27 protein-coding genes and 1 pseudogene are annotated in these 26,279 nt (G+C 61.3%); 13 read left to right on the top strand and 15 right to left on the bottom strand.

Features of this window, described 5'->3' with window-relative positions; translation table 11 throughout:
• Positions 1–5 precede the first annotated feature (5 nt).
• From FHW37_RS22780 to tsaD, 4 genes are read right to left on the bottom strand one after another with little or no spacing between them, the layout of a single operon-like run.
• Positions 6–446: an EVE domain-containing protein gene (locus FHW37_RS22780; RefSeq protein WP_145640541.1), complete on the bottom strand. Its 441-nt coding sequence runs from the start codon at positions 444–446 to the stop codon at positions 6–8.
• Between the two features lie 7 nt (positions 447–453).
• A complete protein-coding gene (locus FHW37_RS22775; protein WP_145640539.1) occupies positions 454–744 on the bottom strand; it encodes a YciI-like protein in 291 nt (96 codons plus the stop codon).
• A gap of 23 nt (positions 745–767) precedes the next feature.
• Entirely contained in the window at positions 768–1,748 is a 981-nt protein-coding gene (locus FHW37_RS22770; protein WP_145640538.1) for an NAD(P)H-dependent glycerol-3-phosphate dehydrogenase, read from the bottom strand.
• Positions 1,745–2,842, bottom strand: coding sequence for a tRNA (adenosine(37)-N6)-threonylcarbamoyltransferase complex transferase subunit TsaD (gene tsaD / locus FHW37_RS22765; protein WP_145640536.1), 1,098 nt, complete (start codon positions 2,840–2,842; stop codon positions 1,745–1,747). Before tsaD ends, FHW37_RS22770 begins: the two co-directional genes overlap by 4 nt.
• Before the next feature lie 70 nt (positions 2,843–2,912).
• On the opposite strand from tsaD, the gene hemC reads away from it, so the two are divergent.
• From hemC to FHW37_RS22735, 6 genes and pseudogenes are all read left to right on the top strand, one after another.
• Positions 2,913–3,842 (top strand): hydroxymethylbilane synthase, encoded by a 930-nt coding sequence (hemC, locus tag FHW37_RS22760; protein ID WP_145640534.1) that lies wholly within the window; start codon positions 2,913–2,915, stop codon positions 3,840–3,842.
• Positions 3,843–3,846: 4 nt separating this feature from the next.
• A complete protein-coding gene (locus FHW37_RS22755; RefSeq protein WP_186458361.1) occupies positions 3,847–4,557 on the top strand; it encodes a uroporphyrinogen-III synthase in 711 nt (236 codons plus the stop codon).
• Positions 4,558–4,646: 89 nt separating this feature from the next.
• Positions 4,647–5,966 carry a mitofilin family membrane protein gene (locus tag FHW37_RS22750; RefSeq protein WP_186458360.1) on the top strand — a complete coding sequence of 440 codons (1,320 nt, stop codon included), beginning with the start codon at positions 4,647–4,649 and terminating at the stop codon, positions 5,964–5,966.
• 16 nt (positions 5,967–5,982) lie between these two features.
• A complete protein-coding gene (locus FHW37_RS22745) occupies positions 5,983–7,680 on the top strand; it encodes a heme biosynthesis protein HemY (protein ID WP_145640528.1) in 1,698 nt (565 codons plus the stop codon).
• 23 nt (positions 7,681–7,703) lie between these two features.
• The gene (locus tag FHW37_RS22740; protein ID WP_145640527.1) at positions 7,704–8,183 is read left to right on the top strand and encodes a TerB family tellurite resistance protein; all 480 of its coding nucleotides are present in this window, start codon (positions 7,704–7,706) and stop codon (positions 8,181–8,183) included.
• 18 nt (positions 8,184–8,201) lie between these two features.
• Positions 8,202–8,966: pseudogene (locus FHW37_RS22735) on the top strand (glutamine amidotransferase).
• Here the strand turns inward: FHW37_RS22735 and FHW37_RS22730 are convergent.
• Positions 8,963–10,201 (bottom strand): MFS transporter, encoded by a 1,239-nt coding sequence (locus FHW37_RS22730; protein ID WP_145640526.1) that lies wholly within the window; start codon positions 10,199–10,201, stop codon positions 8,963–8,965. The pseudogene FHW37_RS22735 and the gene FHW37_RS22730 sit on opposite strands and share 4 nt — an antisense overlap.
• Before the next feature lie 135 nt (positions 10,202–10,336).
• Between FHW37_RS22730 and FHW37_RS22725 the strand changes: the two genes are divergently transcribed.
• Together FHW37_RS22725 and FHW37_RS22720 are read left to right on the top strand one after the other, a co-directional pair.
• On the top strand, positions 10,337–10,627 hold the full coding sequence (locus tag FHW37_RS22725; protein ID WP_145640524.1) for a YggT family protein: 291 nt from the start codon (positions 10,337–10,339) through the stop codon (positions 10,625–10,627).
• Between the two features lie 16 nt (positions 10,628–10,643).
• Complete coding sequence (locus FHW37_RS22720; RefSeq protein ID WP_145640522.1) at positions 10,644–10,958, top strand: DUF167 domain-containing protein; 315 nt, start codon at positions 10,644–10,646, stop codon at positions 10,956–10,958.
• Positions 10,959–10,963: 5 nt separating this feature from the next.
• Here FHW37_RS22720 and ppa read toward each other — a convergent pair whose 3' ends face one another.
• From ppa to FHW37_RS22685, 7 genes are all read right to left on the bottom strand, one after another.
• Complete coding sequence (gene ppa / locus FHW37_RS22715; protein ID WP_145640521.1) at positions 10,964–11,497, bottom strand: inorganic diphosphatase; 534 nt, start codon at positions 11,495–11,497, stop codon at positions 10,964–10,966.
• Between the two features lie 160 nt (positions 11,498–11,657).
• Positions 11,658–12,164 (bottom strand): GNAT family N-acetyltransferase, encoded by a 507-nt coding sequence (locus FHW37_RS22710; protein ID WP_145640519.1) that lies wholly within the window; start codon positions 12,162–12,164, stop codon positions 11,658–11,660.
• A 204-nt stretch (positions 12,165–12,368) separates the two neighbouring features.
• The gene (gene typA / locus FHW37_RS22705) at positions 12,369–14,189 is read right to left on the bottom strand and encodes a translational GTPase TypA (RefSeq protein WP_145640517.1); all 1,821 of its coding nucleotides are present in this window, start codon (positions 14,187–14,189) and stop codon (positions 12,369–12,371) included.
• A 133-nt stretch (positions 14,190–14,322) separates the two neighbouring features.
• Positions 14,323–16,008, bottom strand: coding sequence for an ABC transporter permease (locus tag FHW37_RS22700; protein WP_145640516.1), 1,686 nt, complete (start codon positions 16,006–16,008; stop codon positions 14,323–14,325).
• A 4-nt stretch (positions 16,009–16,012) separates the two neighbouring features.
• Positions 16,013–16,972, bottom strand: coding sequence for an ABC transporter substrate-binding protein (locus FHW37_RS22695; protein WP_145640514.1), 960 nt, complete (start codon positions 16,970–16,972; stop codon positions 16,013–16,015).
• Positions 16,965–18,080 (bottom strand): ABC transporter ATP-binding protein, encoded by a 1,116-nt coding sequence (locus FHW37_RS22690; protein WP_145640512.1) that lies wholly within the window; start codon positions 18,078–18,080, stop codon positions 16,965–16,967. Before FHW37_RS22690 ends, FHW37_RS22695 begins: the two co-directional genes overlap by 8 nt.
• A 113-nt stretch (positions 18,081–18,193) precedes the next feature.
• The gene (locus FHW37_RS22685; RefSeq protein ID WP_145640510.1) at positions 18,194–20,281 is read right to left on the bottom strand and encodes a M3 family metallopeptidase; all 2,088 of its coding nucleotides are present in this window, start codon (positions 20,279–20,281) and stop codon (positions 18,194–18,196) included.
• A gap of 173 nt (positions 20,282–20,454) precedes the next feature.
• On the opposite strand from FHW37_RS22685, the gene FHW37_RS22680 reads away from it, so the two are divergent.
• From FHW37_RS22680 to FHW37_RS22670, 3 genes are read left to right on the top strand one after another with little or no spacing between them, the layout of a single operon-like run.
• A complete protein-coding gene (locus FHW37_RS22680) occupies positions 20,455–20,877 on the top strand; it encodes a hypothetical protein (protein ID WP_145640509.1) in 423 nt (140 codons plus the stop codon).
• 52 nt (positions 20,878–20,929) lie between these two features.
• The gene (locus FHW37_RS22675; RefSeq protein ID WP_145640507.1) at positions 20,930–21,412 is read left to right on the top strand and encodes a MarR family winged helix-turn-helix transcriptional regulator; all 483 of its coding nucleotides are present in this window, start codon (positions 20,930–20,932) and stop codon (positions 21,410–21,412) included.
• Positions 21,413–21,455: 43 nt separating this feature from the next.
• Positions 21,456–22,631, top strand: a complete 1,176-nt coding sequence (locus FHW37_RS22670; RefSeq protein WP_145640800.1) for a multidrug effflux MFS transporter — start codon at positions 21,456–21,458, stop codon at positions 22,629–22,631.
• Positions 22,632–22,691: 60 nt separating this feature from the next.
• Here FHW37_RS22670 and FHW37_RS22665 read toward each other — a convergent pair whose 3' ends face one another.
• The 3 genes from FHW37_RS22665 to FHW37_RS22655 all read right to left on the bottom strand — a co-directional run bounded on the left by FHW37_RS22665 (position 22,692) and on the right by FHW37_RS22655 (position 24,578).
• Positions 22,692–23,915: an argininosuccinate synthase gene (locus tag FHW37_RS22665; protein ID WP_145640505.1), complete on the bottom strand. Its 1,224-nt coding sequence runs from the start codon at positions 23,913–23,915 to the stop codon at positions 22,692–22,694.
• A 110-nt stretch (positions 23,916–24,025) separates the two neighbouring features.
• Complete coding sequence (locus tag FHW37_RS34670) at positions 24,026–24,328, bottom strand: type II toxin-antitoxin system RelE/ParE family toxin (RefSeq protein ID WP_145640504.1); 303 nt, start codon at positions 24,326–24,328, stop codon at positions 24,026–24,028.
• On the bottom strand, positions 24,318–24,578 hold the full coding sequence (locus FHW37_RS22655; protein WP_145640502.1) for a type II toxin-antitoxin system ParD family antitoxin: 261 nt from the start codon (positions 24,576–24,578) through the stop codon (positions 24,318–24,320). The genes FHW37_RS34670 and FHW37_RS22655 overlap by 11 nt, the downstream gene beginning before the upstream one ends.
• A gap of 113 nt (positions 24,579–24,691) precedes the next feature.
• Here FHW37_RS22655 and FHW37_RS22650 point away from each other — a divergent pair, with 113 nt between their 5' ends.
• Positions 24,692–25,549 carry an SDR family NAD(P)-dependent oxidoreductase gene (locus FHW37_RS22650; RefSeq protein ID WP_145640500.1) on the top strand — a complete coding sequence of 286 codons (858 nt, stop codon included), beginning with the start codon at positions 24,692–24,694 and terminating at the stop codon, positions 25,547–25,549.
• 61 nt (positions 25,550–25,610) lie between these two features.
• Complete coding sequence (locus FHW37_RS22645; protein ID WP_145640499.1) at positions 25,611–26,252, top strand: LysE family translocator; 642 nt, start codon at positions 25,611–25,613, stop codon at positions 26,250–26,252.
• The last annotated feature ends 27 nt before the right edge of the window (positions 26,253–26,279 follow it).

The raw sequence follows: 26,279 nt of genomic DNA, 5'->3' as shown, positions 1-26,279 counted from the left end.
CGGGCTCAATCCGAGGATTTCGGCGGATTGTCGAGGCCGCCGAGCCGGCAGATCTCGAAATATTCCTCGTCCGTCACCGGCTGTACCGAAAGCCGCATCGAGGTGACAAGCGACATCTTTTCGAATTTCGGATTGGCCTTGATATCCTTCAACGTCACGGGCTTGGGCATGTCCATCACGGCGCGGATATCGACGCAATCCCACTTCGGATCGCCCTTGGCGGTCGAATCGGGATGCGACAGCGCGCAGACCTCGACGAGGCCGACGATCTCCAGGCCCTCGTTCGAATGGTAGAAAAAACCTTTGTCGCCGATCTTCATCGCCCGCATGTTGTTGCGGGCAAGATAGTTGCGAACACCGGTCCATTCGGTGCCCTTTTCCCCGGCAGCCTTTTGCTGCTCCCAGGACCAGGCCGAGGGTTCGGACTTATAAAGCCAGTAGGCCATGCGGGTCTTACTCCGGCTTGTTAATCGTCCAGTTCCAGGCCTTCACCTCGACCTTTTCGAACAGGCCGGCGAGGTAATAGGGATCCGCTTCGGCGAGCGTGCGGGCAGCCGCCATGTCGGTTGCTTCGACCACGACGAGGCTGCCATTCGGCTTGCCTTCGTCATCGAGGAAGGGACCGGCAAATTTCAGCGTGCCTTCGGCATTGAGCTTGTTGAGATGTTCGAGATGCGTCGGACGCGTCTCCATCCGCACGTTCAGATGGCCGGGCTTGTCGGTGCAAAGAAAGGCAAACAGCATGGGTCTCTCCTCTTAAAGCAAAATCATTCGGTGGTGATCGGCCGGGTCATCAGGCGCTCCATGGCGGCCTGGACACCGAGACTGCCGTCGATAATCGCGGCGACGGCATCGGCAATCGGCAGATCGACGGAAAACTCTTTTGCGAGCCGCGCCGCGACAGAGGCCGCAAACGCGCCTTCAACCAATGGCCCACCGGTCGAAGCCGGTTCGCCACGACCGAGCGAAATACCAAAACGCAGATTGCGCGACTGGTGGCTGGTGCCGGTCAGAACGAGATCGCCGAGACCGGACAAGCCTCGCACCGTATCCGCATTGCCGCCCATCGCCTCGACGAGCCGCGACATTTCCGCAAGCCCGCGTGAGATCAGTGCCGCTCGTGCCGATTCGCCAAGCCCGGCGCCCTCGACGATACCGCAGGCAATCGCCAGCACGTTTTTCAGCGCCCCGCCCAGCTGTACGCCGGTCCGGTCGGTGGATGCGTAAAGGCGGAACGTGCGCCCCGAAAGCGCATTGGCCAGCCGCTCGGCAACAGCCTGATCGGCAGCAGCAACCGCCATTGCAGTCGGCAGGCCGCGGGCGATATCGGCAGCAAAACCGGGACCGGAGAGAACCGCGATCGGATGCGCCGACAATTCCTTTTCCAGCACATCGGTCAAAAGCTTGCCAGATGCCCGGTCGATGCCCTTGGCGCAGGTGACGACGACGGCATCCTTCGAAAGATAGGGACCGTAATGACGCGCCGCATCGCCTTGCGCCTGCGACGGCATGACGAAGAGAACGAGGCTCGCATCGGCGACGGCATCCGGCTCGGCGGTAAATTGCAGCGCGTCCGGCAAAGGAACGCCCGGCAGCGCCGCATCATGGACGCGATCATCGCGCAGATCGTTCATCAGCGAAGGATGCCGGCCGACCAGGGTGACAGGGTGCCGCCCTTCGAGCGCCATGACGGCTGCCAGCGCCGTTCCGAAGGCTCCCGCACCGATGACGGCAATCCGCTCGCTCATGCCTTGGCTCCCCGCTTGCCGGATCCGAGCAGCGTCTTGGCATCTTTGTCGAGCGGCCAGCGCGAACGCGGCGCGACATTGAGATCATCGGCCGGAAATTCTTCGGCCAGACGTTCGAGTCCGGCCCAGGCGATCATCGCGGCATTGTCCGTGCAAAGCCGAAGCGGCGGCGCGATGAAGCGGAAACCATGCTCGATGCAGAGCGCCTGCAGCGTGCGGCGGATCTCCTGATTGGCGGCAACACCACCGGCCACGACCAGAGCCCGGTCGATATCCAGATGGGCAAATTCCTGTTTGAAGCGCTGCAGGCCGCGGCCGATCCGGTCGCGCAAGGTGCGGGAGACGGCTCGCTGGAAGGAGGCGCAGATATCGGCAACATCCTGTTCGGACAGCGGCGCGATCTCGGTCGCCGCCTGCCGCACCGCGGTCTTGAGGCCGGAAAAAGAGAAATCGAGCCGCGCTTCGCCGACCATCGGCCGCGGGAAGGAGAACCGCTCCGGATCGCCACTCTGCGCCGCCTTCTCGACGGCCGGTCCGCCCGGATAAGGCAGGCCGAGCAATTTTGCTGTCTTGTCGAAGGCTTCGCCGAGCGCATCGTCGATCGTCGTGCCCCAGCGCTCGTATTCGCCGACGCCGCGCACCAGCACGAGCTGCGTATGGCCGCCGGAGACGAGCAGCATCAGGTATGGGAAGGAAAGCCCATCCGTCATCCGCGCCGTCAGCGCATGACCTTCGAGATGGTTGATCGCAAGAAGCGGTTTGCCGGAAGCCCGCGCAATCGCCTTCGCCGTCATCAGCCCGACGATCAGGCCGCCGATCAGGCCGGGGCCGGAAGTCGCAGCAATCGCATCGATCTCGTCGAGCGACACATCGGCGCGGCGAAGCGCCTCCTCGACCAGACCGTCCAGCGCTTCCACATGGGCGCGGGCGGCAATCTCCGGCACGACGCCGCCATAGGCGCTGTGTTCGTCGAGCTGCGACAGCACGACGTCCGAGAGGATTTCGCCGCGGCCGTCCTCATGCCGTGCAACGACGGAGGCCGCCGTTTCGTCACAGCTTGTTTCGATGCCGAGGATGCGAAGAAATGACGCCATGACCTATCGTTCATTGCGAGGTGAGATAAAGAAGTTTACGAGGGCTTCCGGTAACAACGGAATGACGCGGATGCAAACAAAACCTTTCCGGATCGGCACACGGGGCAGCCCGCTGGCGCTGGCACAGGCAGCTGAAACCCGTGCGCGCCTGATGGCGGCGCATGACCTGCCCGAGGAAATGTTCGAGATCGTCATCCTCTCGACCACCGGTGACCGCATCACCGACCGGTCGTTGAGCGAGATCGGCGGCAAGGGTCTTTTCACCCTGGAACTGGAACAGCAGCTCGCCTCCGGCGAACTGGATTTCGCCGTGCATTCCTCCAAGGACATGCCGACCAAACTGCCGGACGGGCTTTACATTTCTGCCTACCTGCCGCGCGAAGATTTCCGTGATGCGCTGATCGGCAAGACGGCGCCGACGCTGATGACACTGCCGGATGGCGCTGTGGTCGGCACCGCATCGCTGCGCCGCCAGGCCCTTATCCGCCGCATTCGCCCCGATATCGAGGTGACGGTGTTCCGCGGCTCGGTCGGCACGCGCCTGCGCAAGCTGGATGAAGGCCATGTCGATGCGACCCTGCTCGCCTATGCCGGCCTGAAGCGGCTTGCCCGCGAAGAGGTGGTGACCGAGCTTCTCGACCCCGTCAATTTTCCGCCCGCACCGGCACAGGGCGCAATCTGCATCGAAAGCCGGATCGGCGATACGCGCATCGACACGCTTCTGAAACCGGTCAACGACTGTCCCACCTATGATGCGGTGACCTGCGAGCGCGCGTTTCTGACCGCGCTCGACGGCTCCTGCCGCACGCCGATCGGTGGCTACGCGCTCTGCGAGGGCGATCATCTGAAGTTTTCGGGCCTGATCCTGACGCCGGATGGCCGCAAGGAACATGCGATCGAGCTTGAAGGCAAGCGCTCGGAAGCCGAAAAGCTCGGCCTGCAGGCGGGCGAAACCGTTCGCGCCGCCGCCGGCCCCGGCTTCTTCGACGGCTGGGCTTAAAGCCATGCGGGTCGTCGTCACCCGCCCCGAACACTCGGCGGCAAGAACCGCCGATCGCCTGAAGGCGCTCGGCCACGAACCGATGCTTTTGCCGCTCACCGAAGCTGCGCATGACCATGCCGCCGTTGCAGATGGCCTCGCGAAACCACATTCGGCCCTGATCCTCACCAGCGCCGAGGCGGTCCGCGCGATTATCGGCGGAGCAGAAAGCCTGGCCGATATCGCGAGCGAGAAAGTGTACGCCGTCGGCGAAGCGACGGCGCAGGCAGCACGACAGGCCGGCTTTGCCGATATCCGCACCGGGCCCGGCACTGGCGCCGGGCTTGCCGAGATGATCGCAGCGGAAAAAAGCCATCTCGCAAAACCGCTGCTTTACCTCGCCGGCGATCCACGCTCGCCGGAGCTCGAAGACGCGCTGGAGCGCGCCGGCATCGCCATCATGACCGCCTTGATCTACCGCATGGTGCCGATCGATTATGGCATCGACACTGTTGGCAAAATCCTGCTTTCCCCGCAGGCGGATGCGGTCATGCTCTATTCGCGGAGAAATGCGGTGATTTTCTTGGAGCTTGCCGAAAAACTCGGTGCTGAAATGGCCTCCCTGAAAATCCTGTGCCTGAGCGCCAATGTCGCGGCCGCCATCCCGCCGCAGTTTCAAAATAATGTCAGGGTGGCGAAAAGCCCTGATGAGGACGGGCTTTTTGCGCTTCTTTAACCGAGTGCATGCGTCAAATTCGGCCCCTCCCCTTTTCTTCCACGCACCCACCGACTAGTTTCTCAGAGCAGATGCAAAAAGAGGTCGAGATGGTATCCGAAAAACCACCCCGCCGATCGAAGGTAGAAAAAGACCCGATCACGATCGATCTCACGCCCGAGGAGTCGCGCGTCGTTGACAGCGACGTCGTCGCAGAGCCCGTGCGCAGCAATGATTCAGACGAGCCGGTGACTGCGGCAGCACCGCGCGACGATGTGCCGGAAGCGGCAACGGCCGAGACGCCGAAAACCGAAGAAGCCAAATCATCACTGGCAGATGAGCCGGCTAAGGACGCTAATGCCGAGCCGCTCGCTGCCCAAAATACGGCAACATCCGACCAGCCGCGTTTCGACGACGAGGACGTTTCGAACCGTCCGGATACGACCGAAACCAGCCAGGCATCCTCCGCTTCGAACGCCGCTGCCCTGCATGCTGCCGCCCGCCGCAAGCAGACGAACCCGGCAACATCGACGCTGGTCGCTTCCGGCATCTTTGGCGGCATAATCGCGCTGCTTCTGGCTGGCGCCATGCAATATGCCGGCGTCCTGCCCGGCGGTTCCTCCAGTTCAGCAAGCGACACATCCGCCCTTTCGGACGAGATCGAGGCACTTCGCCAGGAAGTCCGCGCGCTTGGTACGCAGCCGGCGAATGGCGATGCAGCTCTTGCGGCCCGCGTTCAAGCACTGGAAGCCGGCGGCGGATCGAACGATCTCTCCGCACGCCTTTCGGCAATCGAAAAGCAGATCGGCGAGGTGAAGTCTGCAACGGCGGCAACCGCCTCCAACGATGCCGATCTTTCCCGCCGACTGCAGCAGGCCGAGACGAAGATGAACGACCGCGGCCCCGAGCAGCAGGTCGCTCGCGCCATCGCGGCCGCAGCGCTGAAGGCCGCGATCGATCGCGGCGGCGCCTTCGAGCCGGAATTGCAGACCTATGAGGGCCTTGCCGCCAACGATCCGGCCATTGCCGGCCTGAAACCGTTCGCGGCGAAGGGCGTGCCTTCGCGCTCCGAACTGCAGCGCGAATTCCCGCGCGTCGCCGATGCGATGATCGAGGCGGCCGTCGTGCCGGATCCGAACCAGGGAATTGCCGACCGGCTTCTCTCTTCGGCCATGTCGATCGTCAAGGTCCGCCGTGTTGGCGAGGTCGAAGGTGATACGCCCGAGGCAATCGTCGCCCGTATGGAACAGAGCCTGCAGAACGGCGATCTCGCCGGTGCGCTGCGCGAATGGCAGACCTTGCCGGAACCGGCAAAAGCCGTATCGGGCGACTATTCGAAGAAACTCGACGCACGCATGAAGGTCGAGGATCTTGTCGGCGGAACGCTGTCGCGCGCGCTTTCCGGCACGAAGGCCGGCACACAGGGTTGAGGGGCAGGAAAACAGGATGATCAGACTTTTTACCTTCCTCCTCCTCGTTCTCGCACTCGGCTGGGGTTTCGCCTGGCTCGCGGATCGCCCCGGACTGATCTCGATCACCTGGCAGGATCACCTGATCGAAACCAGCGTCATGGTCGCCGCGACGCTGGTCGTCGCCGCAATCGGCATCGTGCTGCTGATCTGGTGGGTCATTGGCGTGATCTGGACCTCGCCCTATTCGGTCCGTCGCTATTTTCGTGCCCGCAAGCGGGATCGTGGTTATCAGGCTCTGTCGACCGGCCTGATCGCCGCCGGCGCCGGCAATGCGCTGCTGGCCCGCAAGATGAGCGCCCGCACCCGCGGCCTCTTGAGCGCCGACCAGGAACCGCTGATCCATCTTCTCGAAGCGCAGAGCGCGCTGATCGAGGGCCGTTATGACGAGGCGCGTGCCAAATTCGAGGCCATGTCCGAGGATCCGGAAACCCGCGAACTCGGCCTGCGCGGCCTCTACATGGAAGCCCGCCGTCTCGGCGCCAACGAAGCCGCAAGGCAATACGCGGAAAAGGCCGTGGAACACGCGCCCTACCTGCCCTGGGCCGCCCAGGCGACGCTCGAAAGCCGCAGCCAGTCCGGTCGCTGGGACGAGGCGATCCATCTCCTGGACCAGCAGCGCGCAGCCAGCGTCATCGAGCGCGGCGAGGCGGAACGACTGAAGGCGGTTCTGTTGACCGCCAAGGCCGGAGAACGGCTGGAAGGCGACCAAAAGGGCGCTCGCGACGATGCCATGGCCGCGTTAAAGCTGTCGAAATCGCTGGTGCCTGCCGCCATCATCGCGGCAAAGGCCTATCTGCGCGAAGACAATGTTCGCAAGGCAGCCTCCGTTCTCGAAGGCGTGTGGAAGATCGAGCCGCATCCGGACATCGGCCGCGCTTACGTGCGTGCCCGCAGCGGCGACAGCACGGTCGACCGCCTGAAGCGTGCCGAAAAGCTGGAGGCCATGCGCCCCAACAACGTCGATTCCTTGCTGATCGCATCGCAGGCGGCGCTCGATGCCCGCGAATTCAAGAAGGCCCGTTCCAAGGCGGAAGCCGCCGCCCGCATGGAGAGCCGCGAAGCCATCTATCTCCTGCTTGCCGATATCGAGGAAGCGGAAACCGGCGACCAGGGACGTGTCCGCCACTGGATGGCGCAGGCGCTGCGTGCCCATCGCGATCCGGCCTGGGTTGCAGACGGCGTCGTCTCGGAAACCTGGCTGCCGCTGTCGCCGGTCACCGGCCGGCTCGACGCTTTCGAATGGAAAGTGCCTTTCGGCCAGCTGGAAGGCCCGGTCGAGGAAGGCTCGCTTGCCCGTGAACAGGCGCTCGCCACCCTGCCACCCGTTGCAGTAAAGACCGAAGTGAAGGTGGAACCGAAGAAACCGGAAGCCAAAACGGAGCCCGCTCCGGAGCCGAAAAAGGCCGTTGCCGAACCAAAAGTGGTCACGGTCACGCCGCCGGCCGAGCAGAATCCTGCTCAGGTTACCAAGCCTGCTGCGGTGCCGAAGCCGGTTCAGGTCGATGCCGCTGTTGCAGCAAAAACACCAGCGCCTGCTAATGTGCCCTCGCCTGCCACCAAAACACCACAAAACGCCGAGGAGCCTGTTCCATTTTTCGGCCGCCCACCTGATGATCCGGGTGTGAAGCAAACGGAAGCCGAAAAGTCCCCAACGAGACTGAGGCTGTTCTAAAGACGGAGAAGGCCACAAGACCCATGCTCGATCGCATTCAGGCCTTCCTCCACACACTGACTTCGCCGCATCACACGAACGAGTTCGCGCCGGATGATCCGCGCGTCGCCTTCGTCGCGCTCTGTTTCCAGGTCATGGAAGCGGATGGAAACGTCTCGCCCAAGGAACAGCAGAAATTCCGCGATCTTCTGCGCGAGCGTTACGACCTCGACGACGACGGATTGAAGGCGCTGATCAGCGCAGGCCAGCAGGCCGGCAGCGAGGCGGTTGACTATTACCGTTTCACTTCCGATCTAAGAAGACATCTGGTTCAGGAGGAGGACCGGATCGAGCTTCTCGGGATCCTGTGGGACATCGTTTATGCCGATGGCGAACGCAGCGAGATCGAGGATCACGTCATCTGGCGCATAGCCGATCTCCTGGGCGTCTCCGCCCGCGACCGGGTTCTGGCGCGCCAGCAGGCGGCCGCTCGCGTATCCGTTGATGCGGGAGGAGAGGACTAGGGATCTGTCGAAATGCTGATGCTTCCTCCGGAAAGAACCGCCAATCGGACCGAAAGACTGCCGGTCCTCGTCGTGCTTCACCAGGAACGGTCCTCGCCGGGGCGCGTGGGGCAGATGCTCCTCGACAAGGGTTTTCCCCTCGACATCCGCCGCCCGGTGCTCGGTGATCCCCTTCCCGATACGCTCGCAAACCATTCCGGCGCCGTGATCTTCGGCGGCCCGATGAGCGCCAACGACCCGGATGCTTTCGTCAAGGCCGAAATCGACTGGATCGACGTGCCTCTCAAGGAAAACAAGCCTTATCTCGGCATATGCCTTGGCGCCCAGATGCTGGTGCGCAATCTCGGCGGCACGGTTGGTGCCGACGCCAAGGGCCTGACCGAGATCGGCTAGTATCCTTTGCGCCCGACCGAACATGGCCGGCTGCTCATGCCATGGCCGAAAATGGTCTACCACTTCCACCGCGAAGGTTTTGACGTGCCGCGTGGTGTCAAACTGCTGGCGGAAGGCGACGCCTATCCGCATCAGGCGATCCGTTACGGCGACAATGCCTGGGGCGTGCAGTTCCATGCCGAGCTGACGCGGGCGATGATGCATCGCTGGGTCGTGCATGGCGCAGCGCGCTTCAGCATGCCGAACGCCCAGAAAGGCGCCCAGCATCTCGAAGGCCGGATGATTTTTGATCAGCCGCTCAAAGACTGGCTGTGGAATTTCCTCGACATCGTCTTCGATCGATGTGCGGTCGAAGAGAGGAAGGCCGCGGAGAACTGCCTGACGGCTTAAGCCCTCTCCGGCGCTTCCAGATTGTCGATCCTGCGCAATTTCGGGAAACCGAGCGACCAGATGATCGCCACCGCCAGCGTGCCGGCACCGCCGATCACCACGGCCGGCACGGCGCCGAAGATCGAAGCCATCGTGCCGGCGCGGAATTCGCCGAGCTCGTTCGAGGCGCCGACAAAGACCATGTTGACCGCATTCACCCGGCCACGCAGCTCGTCCGGCGTCCAGAGCGCGATCAGCGTCTCGCGGACATAAACGGAGATCATGTCGGCAGCGCCCATCAATGCCAGCGCCGCAATCGACAGCCAGGGTGCCGTCGAAATACCGAAGATCAGCGTCCCGACACCAAACAGCGCCACACCGATGAACATGGCGATACCGGCATTGTGGCGGATCGGATGCACGGCAAGCCAGATCGCAACCGCGATGGCACCGAAACCGGGACCGGCCCTCAGTAGGCCGAGACCCCAGGGGCCAAGCTCGAGCACATCGCGGGCAAAGATCGGCATCAGCGCCACGGCTCCGCCGAGCAGCACGGCGAAGAGATCGAGCGAGATGGCCCCGAGCACCACCTTTTCCTTCGCGATGAAATGGAAACCGGCCAGCATCTCGCCCCAGCTGACCTTGGAGGCCGGGCTGCGCTGCGCAGGCTTCGGGATCATGAAAACGAGGGCAGCGGCGATGACCAGAAGCACGAAGGCGATCGAATAGGCGAGCGTCGCGCTGACGCCATAAAGAAGACCGCCGAGCACCGGCCCGATGATCGAGGCCGTCTGCCAGGAAGAGGAATTCCAGGCGATCGCGTTCGGCAGATCCTGTTCCGGCACGAGGTTCGGCCCGAGCGACTGCACGGCCGGCCCCATGAAGGCGCGTTCGATGCCGAAGACGATGAGAATTGCAAACACCAGCCAGGGCGCAAAGGAATGCGTGACGGTAAGCCCCAGCAAGGCTGCCGAACAGGCCGCACCGACCACCATGCAGATCGCCATGATCATCCGCCGGTTATAACGGTCGGCGACCGAGCCGGTAACGAGGATCAGAAGCAGTGACGGCAGGAACTGGAAAAGCCCGATCAGGCCGAGATAGAGCGGGTTGCGCGTCTCGTCATACATCTGCCAGCCGACGGCGACGCTGATGATCTGGATCGCAAAGGCCGAGAAGAACCGGGCGAGGAAGAAGCGGGTATAGGATCGATGCCGAAAGGCGGCAAAACGGTCACCCGACACGGGCAAGGACATGGAAGCTCTTTCAGACAGGCCCGGCAGGGCATTCCACCCGTCCCATTAAACATGCTGTGACGATGGGCGGGCACGGCACTTGCCCGTTAGTTCCCCAATGTCTACATGTCTGTCAACAAAGAAATGGAGACGTGAATGCTCGCCCTGTTTCAGACCATTGACCTGGCCTTGAACCTTTACACCTGGATCCTGATCGCCAGCGCCATCTTTTCATGGCTCTACGCGTTCAATGTCATCAATTCCAGAAACCAGTTCGTCGATGCGGTGGGCCGTTTTCTCTTCAACGTGACGGAACCTGTCCTGCGGCCGATCCGCCGCATCATGCCGGATCTCGGCGGCATCGATATCTCGCCGATCATCGTCATGCTGATCATCTTCTTCCTGCGCTCGCTGCTCTGGACCAGCATCTATCCGCTGGTTGCGTGAGCGAAACGCTGGTCGCGTGAGCGAAGCCTACAGCAAGCATAAAGACCATCTGCGGCTCGTTGTCCGGCTGACGCCGAACGCGGGCCGCAATGCTGTCGAGGGTTTCGAAACCGCAGCCGATGGCGAGTGTTTTCTGAAGGCACGGGTCACCGCCGTGCCCGAAAACGGCAAGGCCAACAAGGCGCTGATCCTGCTGATATCAGAGGCGCTGCGCCTGCCCAAATCCTCGATCTCGATCTTTTCCGGCGAAACAGCGCGTAAAAAAATCCTCCGGATCGAGGGCGACCCGGAGGATTTGGAAAACAGGCTGAAAGCGAGCGTGAAAGCCTAAAAGGCTTACTTCTGCGCCTGGTAACGCTCGATGGCCTCGACGATCAGGCGCTTGGCCGTGTCGACATCCTGCCAGCCTTCGATCTTGACCCACTTGCCGGGCTCGAGATCCTTGTAGTGCTCGAAGAAGTGCTCGATCTGCTTGAGCGTGATCTCCGGCATGTCGGTGTAGTTCTTGATCTTGTCGTAACGCTGGGTCAGCTTCGGAACCGGCACGGCAATGATCTTCTCGTCCTTGCCACCGTCATCTTCCATGACCATGACGCCGATCGGGCGGACATTGATGACGCAGCCCGGAACCAACGGACGGGTGTTGCAGATCAGGACGTCGATCGGGTCGCCATCTTCCGAAAGCGTATGCGGCACGAAGCCGTAATTGCCCGGATAGGTCATCGGCGTATAGAGGAAACGGTCGACGATCAGCGCGCCAGCTTCCTTGTCCATCTCGTACTTGATCGGCTGGCCGCCGACCGGCACTTCAACGATGACGTTGACGTCTTCGGGCGGATTCTTGCCCACTGAAATTGCATCGATACGCATTTTTATCCCCGGTCAGGTTTACACGAAGTGCACCGTCGATAGCGGGAATTCCGCTGCAAGGCAACACGGCAATGGCCGGAACATAAGGCCGCAGAGGCCTAATAAGCCTGCTCAGGCACCGGGTTACCGATATTTGCCAAGCCGTGTTTCTGCTTCTGTCTCAGGACCAGACGAAACCGAGCTTCTTGAGCTGCTTGCCGCCGAAATCTTCCATGCCCTCGGCAATGTCGCGGCCCTCATGGCGGCGGAAGAAACTTGCGGCGTGTTCGCTGTCTTCCAGGCACCAGACGACCAGACCTTCACAGCCGAGCGACTTCAGCAGGCGCCGGCTTTCGCCGAACAGGCGACGACCAAGACCGATACCCTGGAATTCCGGCCGCAGGTAAATTTCGTAGACTTCGCCGTCATAGGGAAGCGCACGGGCGCGATTGAGCCCGATCGTCGCGTAACCGGCAATCGTGCCGCCGACATCGAGCACCAGAAGTGTTGCCGGGCCACGCACGGCCTTGCGCCACCAGGCTTCGCCACGACGCTCCAGCATCTGGGTCAGCGACTTGTGCGGAATGAGGCCCGCATAGGCCTGAATCCACGCCTGCCGGTGCACATCCGAAATGGATGCGGCATCTTGCGGCTCGGCTCGCCGGACATCGATAGACAGCGTCTTCATAACGTTAACTTTAAGTCCCGCCCCCGGCTCTCCACCATAGCGCGCGAGGCGCCGAGGCGGATTGCCCACAGGCTTCTCATGTGGACGATGATCGGACGTTAACGTATTTTTAACGCTCGCTACAAGTGTTGACGAAATCAAGGCACAAGAAAAAAGCCCGGCATCGCTGCCGGGCTTGGACGTCTTGCAAAAGGCTTGAAAAGATCAGGCGATCTTGGCCTTGCTGAAGCGCTTGCGGTCGTTGGCGTCGAGATAGATCTTGCGCAGGCGGATCGACTTCGGCGTCACTTCCATCAGCTCGTCGTCCTGGATCCAGGAGAGAGCGCGGTCGAGCGTCATGCGGATCGGCGGGGTCAGGCGGACGGCTTCGTCCTTGCCGGCCGAACGGATGTTCGTCAGCTGCTTGCCCTTGAGGACGTTGACTTCCAGATCGTTGTCACGACTGTGAATGCCGATGATCATGCCCATGTAAACCTTTTCGCCCGGCTCGATGATCATCGGGCCGCGGTCTTCCAGGTTGAACATGGCGTAGGCGACGGCTTCACCAGCCTGGTTGGCCAGAAGAACGCCGTTGGTACGGCCAGCGATTTCACCCTTGTAAGGCTGATAGTCGTTGAACAGGCGGTTCATGATGGCAGTGCCGCGCGTGTCGGTCAGGAGTTCCGACTGGTAGCCGATCAGGCCGCGGGTCGGAGCGAGGAACTTGAGGCGAACGCGGTTGCCGCCCGAAGGACGCAGCTCGGTCATTTCCGCCTTGCGTTCGGACATCTTCTGAACGACGACGCCGGAATGCTCTTCATCAACGTCGATGACGACTTCTTCGATCGGCTCCATGGTCTCGCCGGTCGCTTCGTCCTTGTGCATGACGACGCGCGGACGCGATACGGCAAGCTCAAAGCCTTCGCGGCGCATGGTTTCGATCAGAACGGCGAGCTGAAGTTCGCCACGGCCGGACACGTAGAACGAATCCTTGCCTTCGGCTTCTTCGATCTTCAGTGCGACGTTGCCTTCGGCTTCCTTGAACAGACGGTCACGGATGACGCGGCTGGTGACCTTGTCGCCTTCGGTGCCGGCCAACGGGCTGTCGTTGACGATGAAGGACATGGTGACGGTCGGCGGGTCGATCGGCTGGGCCTTCATCGCTTCGTTGACGGCCGGGTCACAGAACGTGTCGGCGACGGTGCCCTTGGAGAGACCAGCGATGGCGACGATGTCACCGGCAACCGCTTCTTCGATCGGCTGACGCTCGATGCCGCGGAATGCGAGGATCTTGGAGATACGGCCGGTTTCGACCGTCTTGCCGTCCTGCGACAGAACCTTAACGGCCTGGTTCGGCTTGATCGAGCCGGAAGCAACGCGGCCGGTGATGATACGGCCGAGGAAGGGGTTGGCTTCGAGAAGCGTACCGATCATGCGGAACGGACCTTCTTCGACCTTCGGCTCCGGCACGTGCTTCAGCACGAGGTCGAGCAGCGGTGCAAGGCCTTCATCCTTCGGGCCTTCCGGGTTGACGTTCATCCAGCCATCGCGACCCGAACCGTAGAGGATCGGGAAGTCGAGCTGTTCGTCGGTCGCGTCGAGGTTTGCGAACAGGTCGAAAACTTCGTTGATGACTTCTTCGTGGCGGCCGTCCGGACGGTCAATCTTGTTGATCGCGACGATCGGCTTCAGGCCGACCTTCAGCGCCTTGCCGACGACGAACTTGGTCTGCGGCATCGGGCCTTCGGAGCTATCAACGAGAACGATCGCGCCGTCCACCATCGAGAGAATACGTTCGACTTCGCCACCGAAGTCGGCGTGGCCGGGGGTGTCGACGATGTTGACGCGAACGCCCTTCCATTCAACCGAGGTCGCCTTGGCGAGAATGGTGATGCCGCGTTCCTTTTCGAGATCGTTGGAGTCCATCACGCGTTCTGCGACGCGCTGGTTCTCGCGGAACGAGCCAGACTGTTTCAGGAGTTCGTCAACGAGGGTCGTTTTCCCATGGTCAACGTGCGCGATGATCGCGATGTTGCGAAGTGCCATATTGATTGTCTCTGAAGCTGCGGCGCGACGATTGGGGTAACGCACCTTATTTCGTTGGCGGGCTCATATCCTTTTTTTCGCAATTGCGAAAGGGGAGGTCGTCATAATTGCAGTCATGCATAAAAGTGCAGGCTTATTCCGCCACCAGACCGCTGCGTCTCAGCAGCGTCAGGAGCAGAAGCGGCAGAAGTGTCGTGATGACGATGGCGATGAAGGCCATGGCCATGCCGAGCCCGATCGACCCTTGCTCGAACTGCCGCCAGATGAAGGTGGCGATCGTCTGCATGCCGACCGGCGCCACGACGACCGAGGCCACCAGTTCGCGTGAGGCAAGTGCAAAGACCAGCAGCATGGATGAGGCGAGGCTCGGAAAGACGAGCGGCAGAAGAATGCGCCGGAAGGCCGTAACCCCGGACGCACCGAAAACGCGGGCTGCGGCTTCGAGATTGTCGCCGATCTGCTGGAAGGCCGCCGTCGCATAGCGCACCGGCTGCGGCAGAAGGATGCAGCAATAGGCGAGCAGAAGAATGAAGCCGGTATTGTAAGGCGTCACCGGCAGCCAGGGCATGTTCCAGGCGAGGATGAGGCCGACGGCAACGACAATGCCGGGCAGCGCATTCGGCAGGATCGTCATCGAATCGATCGCAAGCCGGCCACGGATCTTCGTCTTGACCACGGTATAGGCGGCGGTGACGCCGATCAGGCCGGTGATGATGGCGCTGGCAATGCCGAGCGAAAAGCTGTTGCCGAGCGCAACCAGCGCATCCGCCTCGCCGCTGAAGACAAGCATGAAATTGTTGAGGCTGATATTATCGAGCGCCAACCCGCCGGAGATCGTCCGCGACAGAGCCGTCGCCAGAATGGCGAGCAGCGGCACACCGGTCGCGAGGAAGGCAACGACCGCAAAGGCTGCGAGAACAGGCAGCTGCATCGAACCGAGCGGCCTTTTGTCCTTGGCCATCGGCTTGCCGCTGACCGTCTGATAGGAGCGGCGGGCAAGGATCCAGCGCTGCAGCAGAAAAGTCGCGAGCGACATGGCGACCAGCAGGATCGACAGGATCGCAGCACCCGGAAGATCGATCGGCCAATCGGTGATGCGCAAATCGATACCGGTGACGAGAACCTGGAAACCGGCGCGGCGGCCGAGCGCTGCCGGCGTGCCGTATTCCTCGATGGCAGCGGCAAAGACCAGCATCAGGCTGGCGGCGAGGCCCGGCGCCGAAAGCGGCAGCGTGATGCGCCAAAAGGCCTTGGCCGGCGTTGCGCCAAAAACCCGGCCGACATCCGCATAACGGGCGCCAACCGCCTCGACCGTGCGGGAGACGGCGAAATAGACGACCGGAAAGGTGTTGAAGGTCATGACCAAAGTCATGCCCGGCAGCGAGAACAGGAAGGGTGCCAGATTGAAGCCCAGCAGCTGCTGCAGATAACCGCGCGGCTGCAAGGTCATGATCCAGCCGAGCGTGGCGATATAGGGCGGGATCATGAAGGGCACGAGCAGAAGCACGTCCCAGACGGAAGCAAACGGAATGCGATAGAGCGCCCGGAACACGCCGAGCGGTACGGCAACGAGGGCCGAGGCGACGACGACGCAGAAGCCGAGCAGGATCGTATTGCCGGCCATGCCGATCAGGGCGCTGTCACCCAGCGTCGTGACGAAGGAGGAGAAAGGGCCCGCAAGCGAGCCCTGTCCGAGATTGGGGAAAATGCCCTGCAGGACAACGGCGACGAAGGGAATGGCGACGACGACGATCAGTCCCGCAATCGCGAGCCAGGCCGCCGGAGCGAAACCGCCGATCGAGCTTCCCTTCGCTGCCATGATCTTACTTGCCGCCGTAGATCTTGGTGATCTCGGCCAGCGTTTCCTTGCGCTTTCCATAAACGGCGTCGGTATCGTACTTCAGGAGCTTCAGGTCGCCGATCAGCGGACGGTCAGCCGCAACGTCGGTGCGGGCCGGCATCAGCATCTGGTCGGCAACCAGCTTCTGGCCTTCGTCGGACAGCATGTAATCGATGAACTTCTTGGCATCATCCTGCTGCTTGGACCAGTTGAGGATCATGGCCGGACGCGGCGCGATAACCGTACCGGAAGCCGGGAAGATCACGTCGATGGATTCGCCCTTCTTCTTGGCAGCGAGCGTGATGTAGTCGACGGCGCCGAAGACGGCAGCCTTGGCACCCTGCAGAACCGGGTTCAGGGCATCAGCATTGGCGCCGGCAATGATCGCGCCATTGGCCTGCAGATCCTTGAACAGCTTGAACTGATCCTGGCCAGCAAGAGCGGCGGTCAGCTCGAAGGACGAACCGGACTGGGCCGGATCCGGAATGTTGACGAGGTCCTTGTATTCCGGCTTCGTCAGGTCAGCCCATTCGGACGGCTTCGGCGTGCCGCTCTTGGTGTTCCAGGCGATGCCGAGAGCCGAAATGCCCTGTGCGACGGCAGTTTCGGTCTTCAAAAAGTCCGGAACCTTGGCAGCGTTCGGGCTCGTATACTTGACCAGCCAGCCGCGCTTGGCGAAATCGGTGGCCGTATCCCAGGAAGCAGAGATCAGAACGTCGACGACCGGGTTTGCGGCTTCGGCTTCGATACGGGCCATGACCTTGCCGGTCGTTGCCTGGAAGACATTGACCTTCACGCCAGTCTGCTTGGTGAAGCCGGCCGACAGCTTGTCGATCAGGCTCTGCGGACCTGCAGTGTAAACGGTGATGTCGGCATGAGCGACGCCAGCCATCAGGGCGGCGGCAACAACGCCAAGCGTAAGGCTCTTCAGCGACTTAAGCATGTTGAGATATCTCCTGGTTAAACGAAAGAACGGTATTTCCAAAACAATGGACCTGGGTCGGATCGATCGAGAGACCGACACCCTCGCCGGCGCGCAGCTTGGCGCGGCTCAAGACCTGCAATTCGACATTCGATGGGCCGACAAGCGCGACGGTCGCCAGATGTCCGTCGCCGCGGAACTGCGAGCGCAGAACGGTAGCCGCAAGCCGGCCGGGCGCGATCTCGCCGGCTGAGATGGCCGATGTCGGAATAAGCACGCGAACGACATTGCCCGTCCGACCTTCATGCCGCAGCAGGGCAACGTCGGATCCCTTGAAGAACCAGAGGTCATCGCGACATTCGAGATCGGCGATGCCGCCGAGACGCAGGAAATCCGCGACTTCGGGCGTTGCCGGGCTGGCAATCAGCTTATCGGGAGAAGCGAGCTGTTCGATCAGCCCGCCGCGCATGACGGCGACGTCATCGGCCAGCGTCAGCGCTTCGCTATGGTCATGGGTGACGTAAATCGCGGTAAGACCGAGCGAGGTGATCAGCTCGGCCAGCTCGCCGACCATGTTTTCGCGCAATTCACGATCAAGATTGGAAAGCGGCTCATCGAACAGGATCAGCTGCGGCTCGGCAACGATGGCGCGGGCAATCGCCACGCGCTGCTGCTGGCCACCGGAAAGATCGCTCGGACGGCGATCGGCATAGGCCTGCAGGCCGACCCGCTCCAGCGCCCGCATGGTCCGCGCCTTGCGATCCGCACGACCGATGCCGCGCATTTCGAGCGGAAAGGATACATTGCCGCCGACGGTCAGATGCGGCCAGAGCGCGTAATCCTGAAAGACCATGCCGAGATTGCGCTTTTCCGGCGGCGCAAACGCGCCACTCGCGGCATCTGCCACAACCTGGCCGGCAATCGAAATCGACCCTTTTGTCGGCGCCAGAAGACCCGCGACGAGGCGCAAAAGGGTCGTCTTGCCGCAGCCGGAAGGTCCGAGCAGCGCCAGCGTCTTGCCCTTGGAGAGGGAGACATCAATGCCCTTGAGGACTGGCGTTTCGCCGTAATGCAGTTCCACCCCTGCCGTCGAGACGGCAACGTCGTTTACAGGGCGGAAAGCTGTCATGAAAAAACCGGCATCGGTTGAGGGCGATGCCGGTTCCTTATGGGGCTTAGATGACGGTCACGTTACAATTTCATGACAATCAGATGACAGTTTCGGCCATGCCGGGATTGGCATCAGGCATCGCTGCCGGCCAGCTCCTCCAGCATGGCAAGTCCCTTCTTCTTCAGCATTGCAGTCGGATCCGGCAGCTTGCCGCGGAAGGCCTTGTAGGTTTCTTCCGGATCGATCGAACCGCCGACCGAATAGATGTTGTTTTTCAGCTTGCGCGCCGTGACCGGATCGAACGCATTGCCGGTCTCTTCGAAGGCGGAGAAGGCATCGGCATCCAGCACTTCCGACCACATGTAGGAATAGTAGCCGGCCGAATAGCCATCACCGGAAAACACATGCTGGAAGTGCGGCGTCGCATGCCGCATGACGATCGAGGCTGGCATGCCAAGTTCTGCCAGAACCTCACCCTGCACCGCCATCGGATCCTCGACGGCACCGCGCGTATGAAACGCCATGTCGACCAGCGCCGAGGACGTGAATTCGACCGTATTGAAACCGGCATTGAACGTGCGCGCCGCCAGAACCTTGTCGAGCAGATCCTTTGGCATCGGTGCGCCGGTCTCATAATGCACGGCGTATTTTTCCAAAATCTCCGGGACGGTCAGCCAATGTTCGTAAAGCTGCGACGGCAGTTCGACGAAATCGCGTGCGACACCGGTACCCGAGACGGACGGATAGGTGACATCCGACAGCATACCATGCAGCGCGTGGCCGAATTCATGGAACAGGGTGCGGGCATCGTCGATCGACAGCAGCGCCGGCTTGCCCTCCGCAGGCTTTGCGAAATTGCAGACATTGTAGATGATCGGGATCTCGCCGACCGAGCCGTTCTTCAGGGTCAGCTTGTGCTGCGACTGGAAGGAGCTCATCCAGGCGCCGGAGCGTTTCGAGGACCGGGCAAAATAATCGCCGAGGAACAGCGCTTTCAGCGAACCGTCTTCGGCCCGGATCTCGAACACTCTAACGTCAGGATGATAGGCAGCCGCATCCTTGACCGGCACCGCTTTGATGCCGAACAGGCGGCCGGCGACATCGAAGCAGGCCTCGATGATCTTTTCGAGCTGGAGATAGGGCTTGAGTTCGGATTCCGAGAAGGAGAAGGTCCGCTCGCGCAGCTTCTCCGCATAATGCCGCCAGTCCCAGGGCATGACCGGATGATTCTTGCCCTCTTCCGCGATCAGCTTGCCGAGGCTTGCCTCTTCCTCCAACGCCTTGTTGCGCGCCGTCGCCCAGACCTTGCGCAGAAGGCCGTTCACCGCATCCGGCGTCTTCGCCATCGTATTGTCGAGCTTCAGCGCAGCAAAACTGTCGTAACCCAGGAGCTTCGCCTTTTCGGCCCGGAGCGCCAGCGTTTCGCGGATGATCGCGATATTGTCCCGCTCACCGCCATTTTCGCCGCGCGCCACCCAGGCCTTGAAAGCCTGTTCACGTAGATCGCGGCGGGTGGAGAACGTCAGGAACGGTTCGATAATCGAGCGCGACAGGGTGACGGCATAACCATCCGCATCGCCAGCGTCACGGGCGGCAGCAGCCATGGAGTCCTTAAGGAACCCCGGCAGGCCGTCAAGATCGGCCTCGTCCGTCAGCTTCAGCGACCAGCTTTTTTCGTCGCCGAGAACGTTCTGGCCAAACCGCGCACCAAAGCCGGCAAGCTTTTCATTGATATCTGCAAGCCGCTCCTGTTCCGCCTTCGGCAGCTTCGCACCGGCGCGGACAAAACCCTTCCAGTGGCGTTCCAGAACCCGCTCCTGCTCCACCGAAAGATCAAGCGCGCCACGCTTTTCCCAAAGCGCATCGATGCGTGCGAACAAAGCCGGGTTCATGCCGATCTTCGAATAATGGCGCGACATTTTGGGCGCGATCTCGCGTTCCAGCGCCTGGATCGTCTCGTTGGTATGGGCACCGGCCTTGCCCCAGAACAGCGCCGAAACGCGCGACAGCTCGTCGCCGGCAATTTCCAGCGCCACGACCGTATTGTCGAAAGTCGGCGCCTGCGGATTGTTGGCGATCGCATCGATCTCCGCCTCGTGGGCAACAAGCGCCGCCTCGAAGCCGGGTGCGAAGTCCTGATCGCCGACCTGGTCGAAACGCGGCAGGCCCTTGTGGCCGTCCCATTTCACCAGTGCAGGATTAACCGATAGATTTGCCATGAGAATATCCTTCAAGATTACGCATGTTCAGTTCGTGGTTGGAGCCTAACTGCTCGCCTTCCGAGTAATATCGACAAGAATTCATGCACAATAATTAACAGGTATTAACCATTTGCACGCTCACCGACTCTTCAGTATTTTCCATAGCACCCGATGATTTAGGGATGACAGCCATGGAAATTAATTCCTTGCGCTGGTCCGGCAGCTTTCTGCACCAGGATAATACCCGGCAGGTGAAGGTCGATAGACCCACACAGCAGAAATTCATGCAGGACCAGGTGATTTTTGAGGTCCCCGCTATAAGTGGGCCTTCCGTCAATTTTTCCCAGATCACCCCACGTGATCTGCGTCAGGTCGCGCTTGAAAATTATCAGGCCGGCAATATCGACCAGGACACCTATTTCACGCTTTCGGAAGATCTGCCGAGCCATGCGGTGGATCCGCTCGGCCAGGTTCTCGATCTCTCGGATGTGACGGACGAGACCGGTTTCGATTTCAAGGAATATTACAGCAATCAGCTGGAAGTTGCTTCGAACCTGGGGGACGAACGGCGCGCCAGCATTCTGCAATCCGTGCTTGCTTTCATGAAGGCCTGATCAAGCCCGCTTTTTCATTTGCCGCAATGGCGAAAGATAGTAAGGCTTCCTTATGAAGAGCGCACCCGGAAACCGGCCAGACCGAGACGTCGACATATTGGGTTTCCTGTTGGTGGATGCCGCGCGATTGCTGCGTGCCGCCTTCGAGCGACGAATTGCCCAGGCGGGGCTCGGCCTCACCCCCGGCGAAGCACGGGCCCTGATGAACATTGCCACTCTCGACGGCAGCCGCCAGCTCGATATCGCCGCACGCATGGGTGTCGAGCCGATGACGCTCTGCGGTTATCTCGACAAGCTGCAGGCAATCGGCCTGATTGACCGCCAGCAATGTGACGCCGATCGCCGCGCCAAACGGATAAGGCTGACGCCGGCATCCGCCGAACTGCTGACGGCAATCCGGCGCGAGTTCCAGGAAGTCATCGCCTGCGCCACCGAAGGCATGGACGCGGAGATGGCACATCAGCTCTGCGACGCCCTGACGATGTTCAACAACAATCTGCAGGCCCTCGATACGCCGCCTGCGTTGCAGGCCTAGAAGCATGACGGCTGACAATGTGACCGCCCAGGCACCGGCCACCATGAGCGAGCGCAGGACCGCGACACTCGGCGCGATGCTGACGGCCATCGGTCCGGTCTCGATGGCGATCTATACGCCCGCCATGCCGGAACTCGTACGCGCCTTCGGCACCACCGAGGCCGCCATCAAGCTCAGCCTCTCGCTTTATTTCGGCGGCTTTGCCCTCGCGCAACTGGCCGCCGGCCCTATTTCGGACGCCTTCGGCCGCCGTTTCGCCAGCATTTCCTTCCTGCTGATCTATGTGGCGGGTTCGCTGATGGCGACCTTCGCACCTTCAGTCGAATGGATACTTGCCGGCCGGCTGATTCAGGGCATCGGCGCATCGGTCGGCATGACCGTGGCGCGGGCTGCCGTGCGCGACCAGTTCGTCGGCGCGGAAGCCGCCCGGATCATGAACCTGATCGGCATCATTCTTGCCATCGGCCCGGCCATGGGACCAAGCCTCGGCGGCCTGTCACTATCGGTCTTCGGCTGGAAATCGATCTTCGTCCTGATGGTCCTGATCGGACTTGTCCTGCTGGCCAGCTGTTTCGTCTTCCTCAAGGAAACGACGATACCGGACCGCAGCCGCCTGAAGCCACTGACGCTGATCTCGACCTACGCGACATTGATCACCGACCTGCGCTTCCTTCTGCCGTCCATGGTGCTTGGCGGCGCGATCGGGGCGCTCTACGCGCAGGGCACGATGCTGCCTTTCGTGATGATCGGCGTCGTCGGCTTGACGCCGACCCAGTTCGGCCTCGGCATGCTGATCCAGACGGGCGCTTATCTCGGCGGATCGATCGCCCTGCGCCTCGTCTCGAAACGGTTGAGCGGTCCTGCGACCGTGATGATCGGACTGACATTCAGCGGCATAGGCGGCACGATGATGCTGCTCTCGGTCCTGCTTCTGCCGCCATCCTTCCTCTCGATCATGCTGCCGGTCGGCGTTTCGACATTCGGCATCGCCTTCATCACCCCCTATACGGTGACGGCCGGGCTTGCGCCCTTCCCCAAGATTGCCGGTTCCGCTTCGGCGCTGATGGGTTTCATCCAGATGGGCGGCGGCTTTGTCGGCGGCCTGATCGCCTCCGCCTTTGCCGCGCCGCTGACCTCCATCGGCACCATCATTCCCGCGATGGAATATCTCGCCGTCGGCAGCTACGTCGCCTATCGCATCATCAACAAGCGCCAGTAACGCAAAAGGCCCGCCACCTTCCGGAAGCGGGCCTCTTGATAGGATCGGGCAGACTGTCAGTTACTTCGACAGGTTGCGCTTGGCGAGCGTGCGCAGGCGCAGCGCATTGAGCTTGATGAAGCCGGCGGCATCCTTCTGGTCGTAGGCGCCCTGGTCGTCTTCGAAAGTGACGAGCTTGTCGGAGTAGAGCGACTTTTCGCTCTCGCGGCCGATGACCATGACATTGCCCTTGTAGAGCTTCAGCGTCACTTCGCCTTCGACATGTTCCTGGCTCTTGTCGATCAGCGCCTGCAGCATCTCGCGCTCCGGCGAGAACCAGAAGCCGTAATAGATGAGCTCCGCATAACGCGGCATGATGTCGTCCTTGAGGTGGGCGGCACCGCGGTCGAGCGTGATGCTCTCGATCGCACGGTGTGCAGCCAGCAGGATCGTGCCACCAGGGGTCTCGTAGACGCCGCGCGACTTCATGCCGACATAGCGGTTCTCGACGAGGTCGAGACGGCCGATGCCGTTGTCGCGGCCATAGTTGTTGAGCGTCGCAAGCAGGGTTGCCGGCGACATGGCGACACCGTTGATCGAGACGGCATCACCCTTGTTGAAGCCGATCTTGATCGTGGTTGCCTTATCCGGTGCGGCTTCCGGCGAAATCGTGCGCATATGCACGTATTCGGGGGCCTCGACAGCCGGATCTTCCAGAACCTTGCCCTCCGACGAGGAGTGCAGCAGGTTCGCGTCGACCGAGAACGGCGCTTCGCCCATCTTGTCCTTGGCAACCGGGATCTGGTTGGCTTCGGCAAAATTCAGGAGATCTGTGCGGCTTTTAAAGGCCCAGTCGCGCCACGGTGCGATGACCTTGATATCCGGGTTCAGCGCATAGGCCGACAGCTCGAAACGGACCTGGTCATTGCCCTTGCCGGTCGCGCCATGGGCGATCGCATCGGCGCCGGTCTTCTTGGCGATCTCGATCAGGTGCTTGGAAATCAGCGGGCGGGCGATCGACGTGCCGAGCAGGTAGACGCCTTCATAAACGGCATTGGCACGGAACATCGGGAAGACGAAATCGCGCACAAATTCTTCGCGCACATCCTCGATATAGATTTCCTTGATGCCGAGCATCTCGGCCTTCTTGCGGGCCGGCTCCAGCTCTTCACCCTGGCCGAGATCGGCGGTGAAGGTGACGACTTCAGCATTAAGCTCGGTCTGCAGCCATTTCAGGATGATCGAGGTGTCGAGACCGCCGGAATAGGCGAGAACGACTTTCTTTACGTCTTTCGGAAGTGCCATGTCGATGATGTCCGTCTGCGGGTGATGCGGCCGTAAGACCGCAAAAATCTTGGATGGCGGAACTTTTAGCGAGTTTATCTAGGCGCGCAAGGGAAACCGGGCGAACGAGATTAGAGATGGCGCCGCACATTCATGCGCTGATGCAGGATGCGGATGACAAGCAACCTTCCACCTGCATGTCTGTAGACAATCCGGTGTGAACCCGAGAGAAAGCTAAAGTAGCCTGCAGGAACTTCGCCGATCGGCTTTCCACGCCTTGAGCCATTCGCTAAGGCTTTTATCGCCGCGATCAGATCATCATAATAGCTATCGGCCTGAATGCGGGACCACGTCTTGAAAGTGTAGAGCCAGATATCTTCAAGATCTCGTCTGGCGCGCGGCGCAAGCTTATATCTATCCCGTTCAACGGACATGTTTGCGGTGCATTTCGGCCAAGAAAGCATCCGGGTCGAATGGCTCCGGCTCTCCTGAAGCCTCACCCTCCTCAATTGCGGCTCGAAGCGCCTCCGCAGTCCAATCCCCTGTGCTCTCTTCGCTCTCTTTCAGCAACCGCAACGCCGCTTCCACCACCTCGTTTGCAGAAGCGTAATATCCATCCCTGACCTGGCCTTCGACGAAGGCGGCCAGCTCCCCGTCCACGCTGATCGATGTGATTTCGCCCATCAGATTCTCCCTACGGGGTTCAGGCTGTGACGTCCCGTCATGTTGACCAAACGGTCTCATGGTAACATATCGCCCGAAACCTTTGAACAGCAGCGTCATAGAGGAGACTTCCAATGGCCATCGCTCATCCCGCTCTGAAGAAAGGCAATGTTGCCGTCATCACCGGAGCAGCCTCCGGCATCGGTCTTGCCGCCGCCAAGGAATTCGCGCGCCTCGGCATGTGTGTTGTCCTTGCCGATCTCGAAGGCGATCGGCTCTCCGAAGCAGCAAAGGAAGTGACGGCGCTTGCCGAAGGCGGCGAGCACGATGTCGCGGCAATCGGCACCGACATTTCCAAGCCCGACGAGATCGAAGCGCTCGAGCGCACCGTGATCCAGCGCTTCGGCCGCGTCCATGTGTTGATGAACAATGCCGGCATCGGTCCGGAAAGCTCGATCTTCGGCGCGCAATCCAGCTGGGACAGCACGTTTGCCGTAAACCTGCTCGGCGTCATCAACGGCACCCGCATTTTTGGCCCGGCCATGATCGCCCATGGCGAACCGGCGCTGATCATCAATACCGGCTCGAAGCAGGGCATCACCACGCCGCCGGGCAATCCCGCCTACAACGTCTCCAAGGCGGGCGTAAAAGCATTCACCGAGGCGCTGCAGCACGAATTGCGCAACACGCCGAATTGCAATGTCACGGCGCATCTCCTCATCCCCGGCTTCGTCTTCACCGGCATGACCAAGGGCGACCGCACCGAGAAGCCTGCCGGCGCCTGGACGCCGGAACAGACGGTCACCTTCATGCTGGAAAGCGCCGAGCGCGGCGATTTCTACATCCTCTGCCCCGACAATGATGTCGATCGCGCCACCGACGAGCGGCGGATGATCTGGGCGATCGGCGATGTCGTCGAAAATCGCCCGCCTTTGTCACGCTGGCATCCGGATTACGAGGAAGCCTCCAAGGCCTTCATCTCCAAGCGCTGATTGGCAAGCACTCGAAAGCCGGGTAAATGAAACCACCCATCACCCGGCTTTCGAGATTTCCATGGATTTCCTGCCCAGCCTTGCCACCCTCCTTGCCTTCACCGCCGCCGGCCTTCTTCTGGCGCTGACGCCGGGGCCGGACATGACGCTGTCGATCAGCCGCGCGCTGGCACAGGGGCCGAAGCCGGCGCTTTTCGTGGTTCTCGGCACCAGCATGGGCGTCGTCTGCCACACGCTGCTCGTCGCCTTCGGCATTTCCGCGCTGATCACCGCCTCGCCGACCGCCTTCTTCCTGCTGAAGACCGGTGGTGCAGGTTACCTTCTCTGGCTGGCGATCCAGGCCATCCGCTACGGCTCAAGCCTTTCGGTCGAGCGTGTCGAAGGCGGCAGGACGAGCGCGCTCGCCAATATCTCGACCGGCTTCTGGGTCAATCTCCTGAACCCCAAGGTCATCATCTTCTTCATGACCTTCCTGCCGCAATTCGTCACCGCCGGCGACCCGACCGTGACGCACAAGCTGATCTTCTTCGGCTTCTATTTCATCGTCATCTGCATGCCGGTGAACGTCGCGGCGATCCTCGCGGCCGATAAACTGGCCGGCTGGCTCCAAGCCAATCCGAAAGTGCTGCGCGGCATCGACTATACCTTTGCCGGCGTCTTCTCGGTTTTCGCGGCAAAGATATTCCTGACCCAAGCGAAATAAAAAAGGCCGGCAAAGCCGGCCCTTTTA

The organism is Neorhizobium alkalisoli (assembly GCF_007829835.1).
Lineage (GTDB): Bacteria > Pseudomonadota > Alphaproteobacteria > Rhizobiales > Rhizobiaceae > Neorhizobium.
This window is presented reverse-complemented; position numbering and strand designations above follow the sequence as displayed.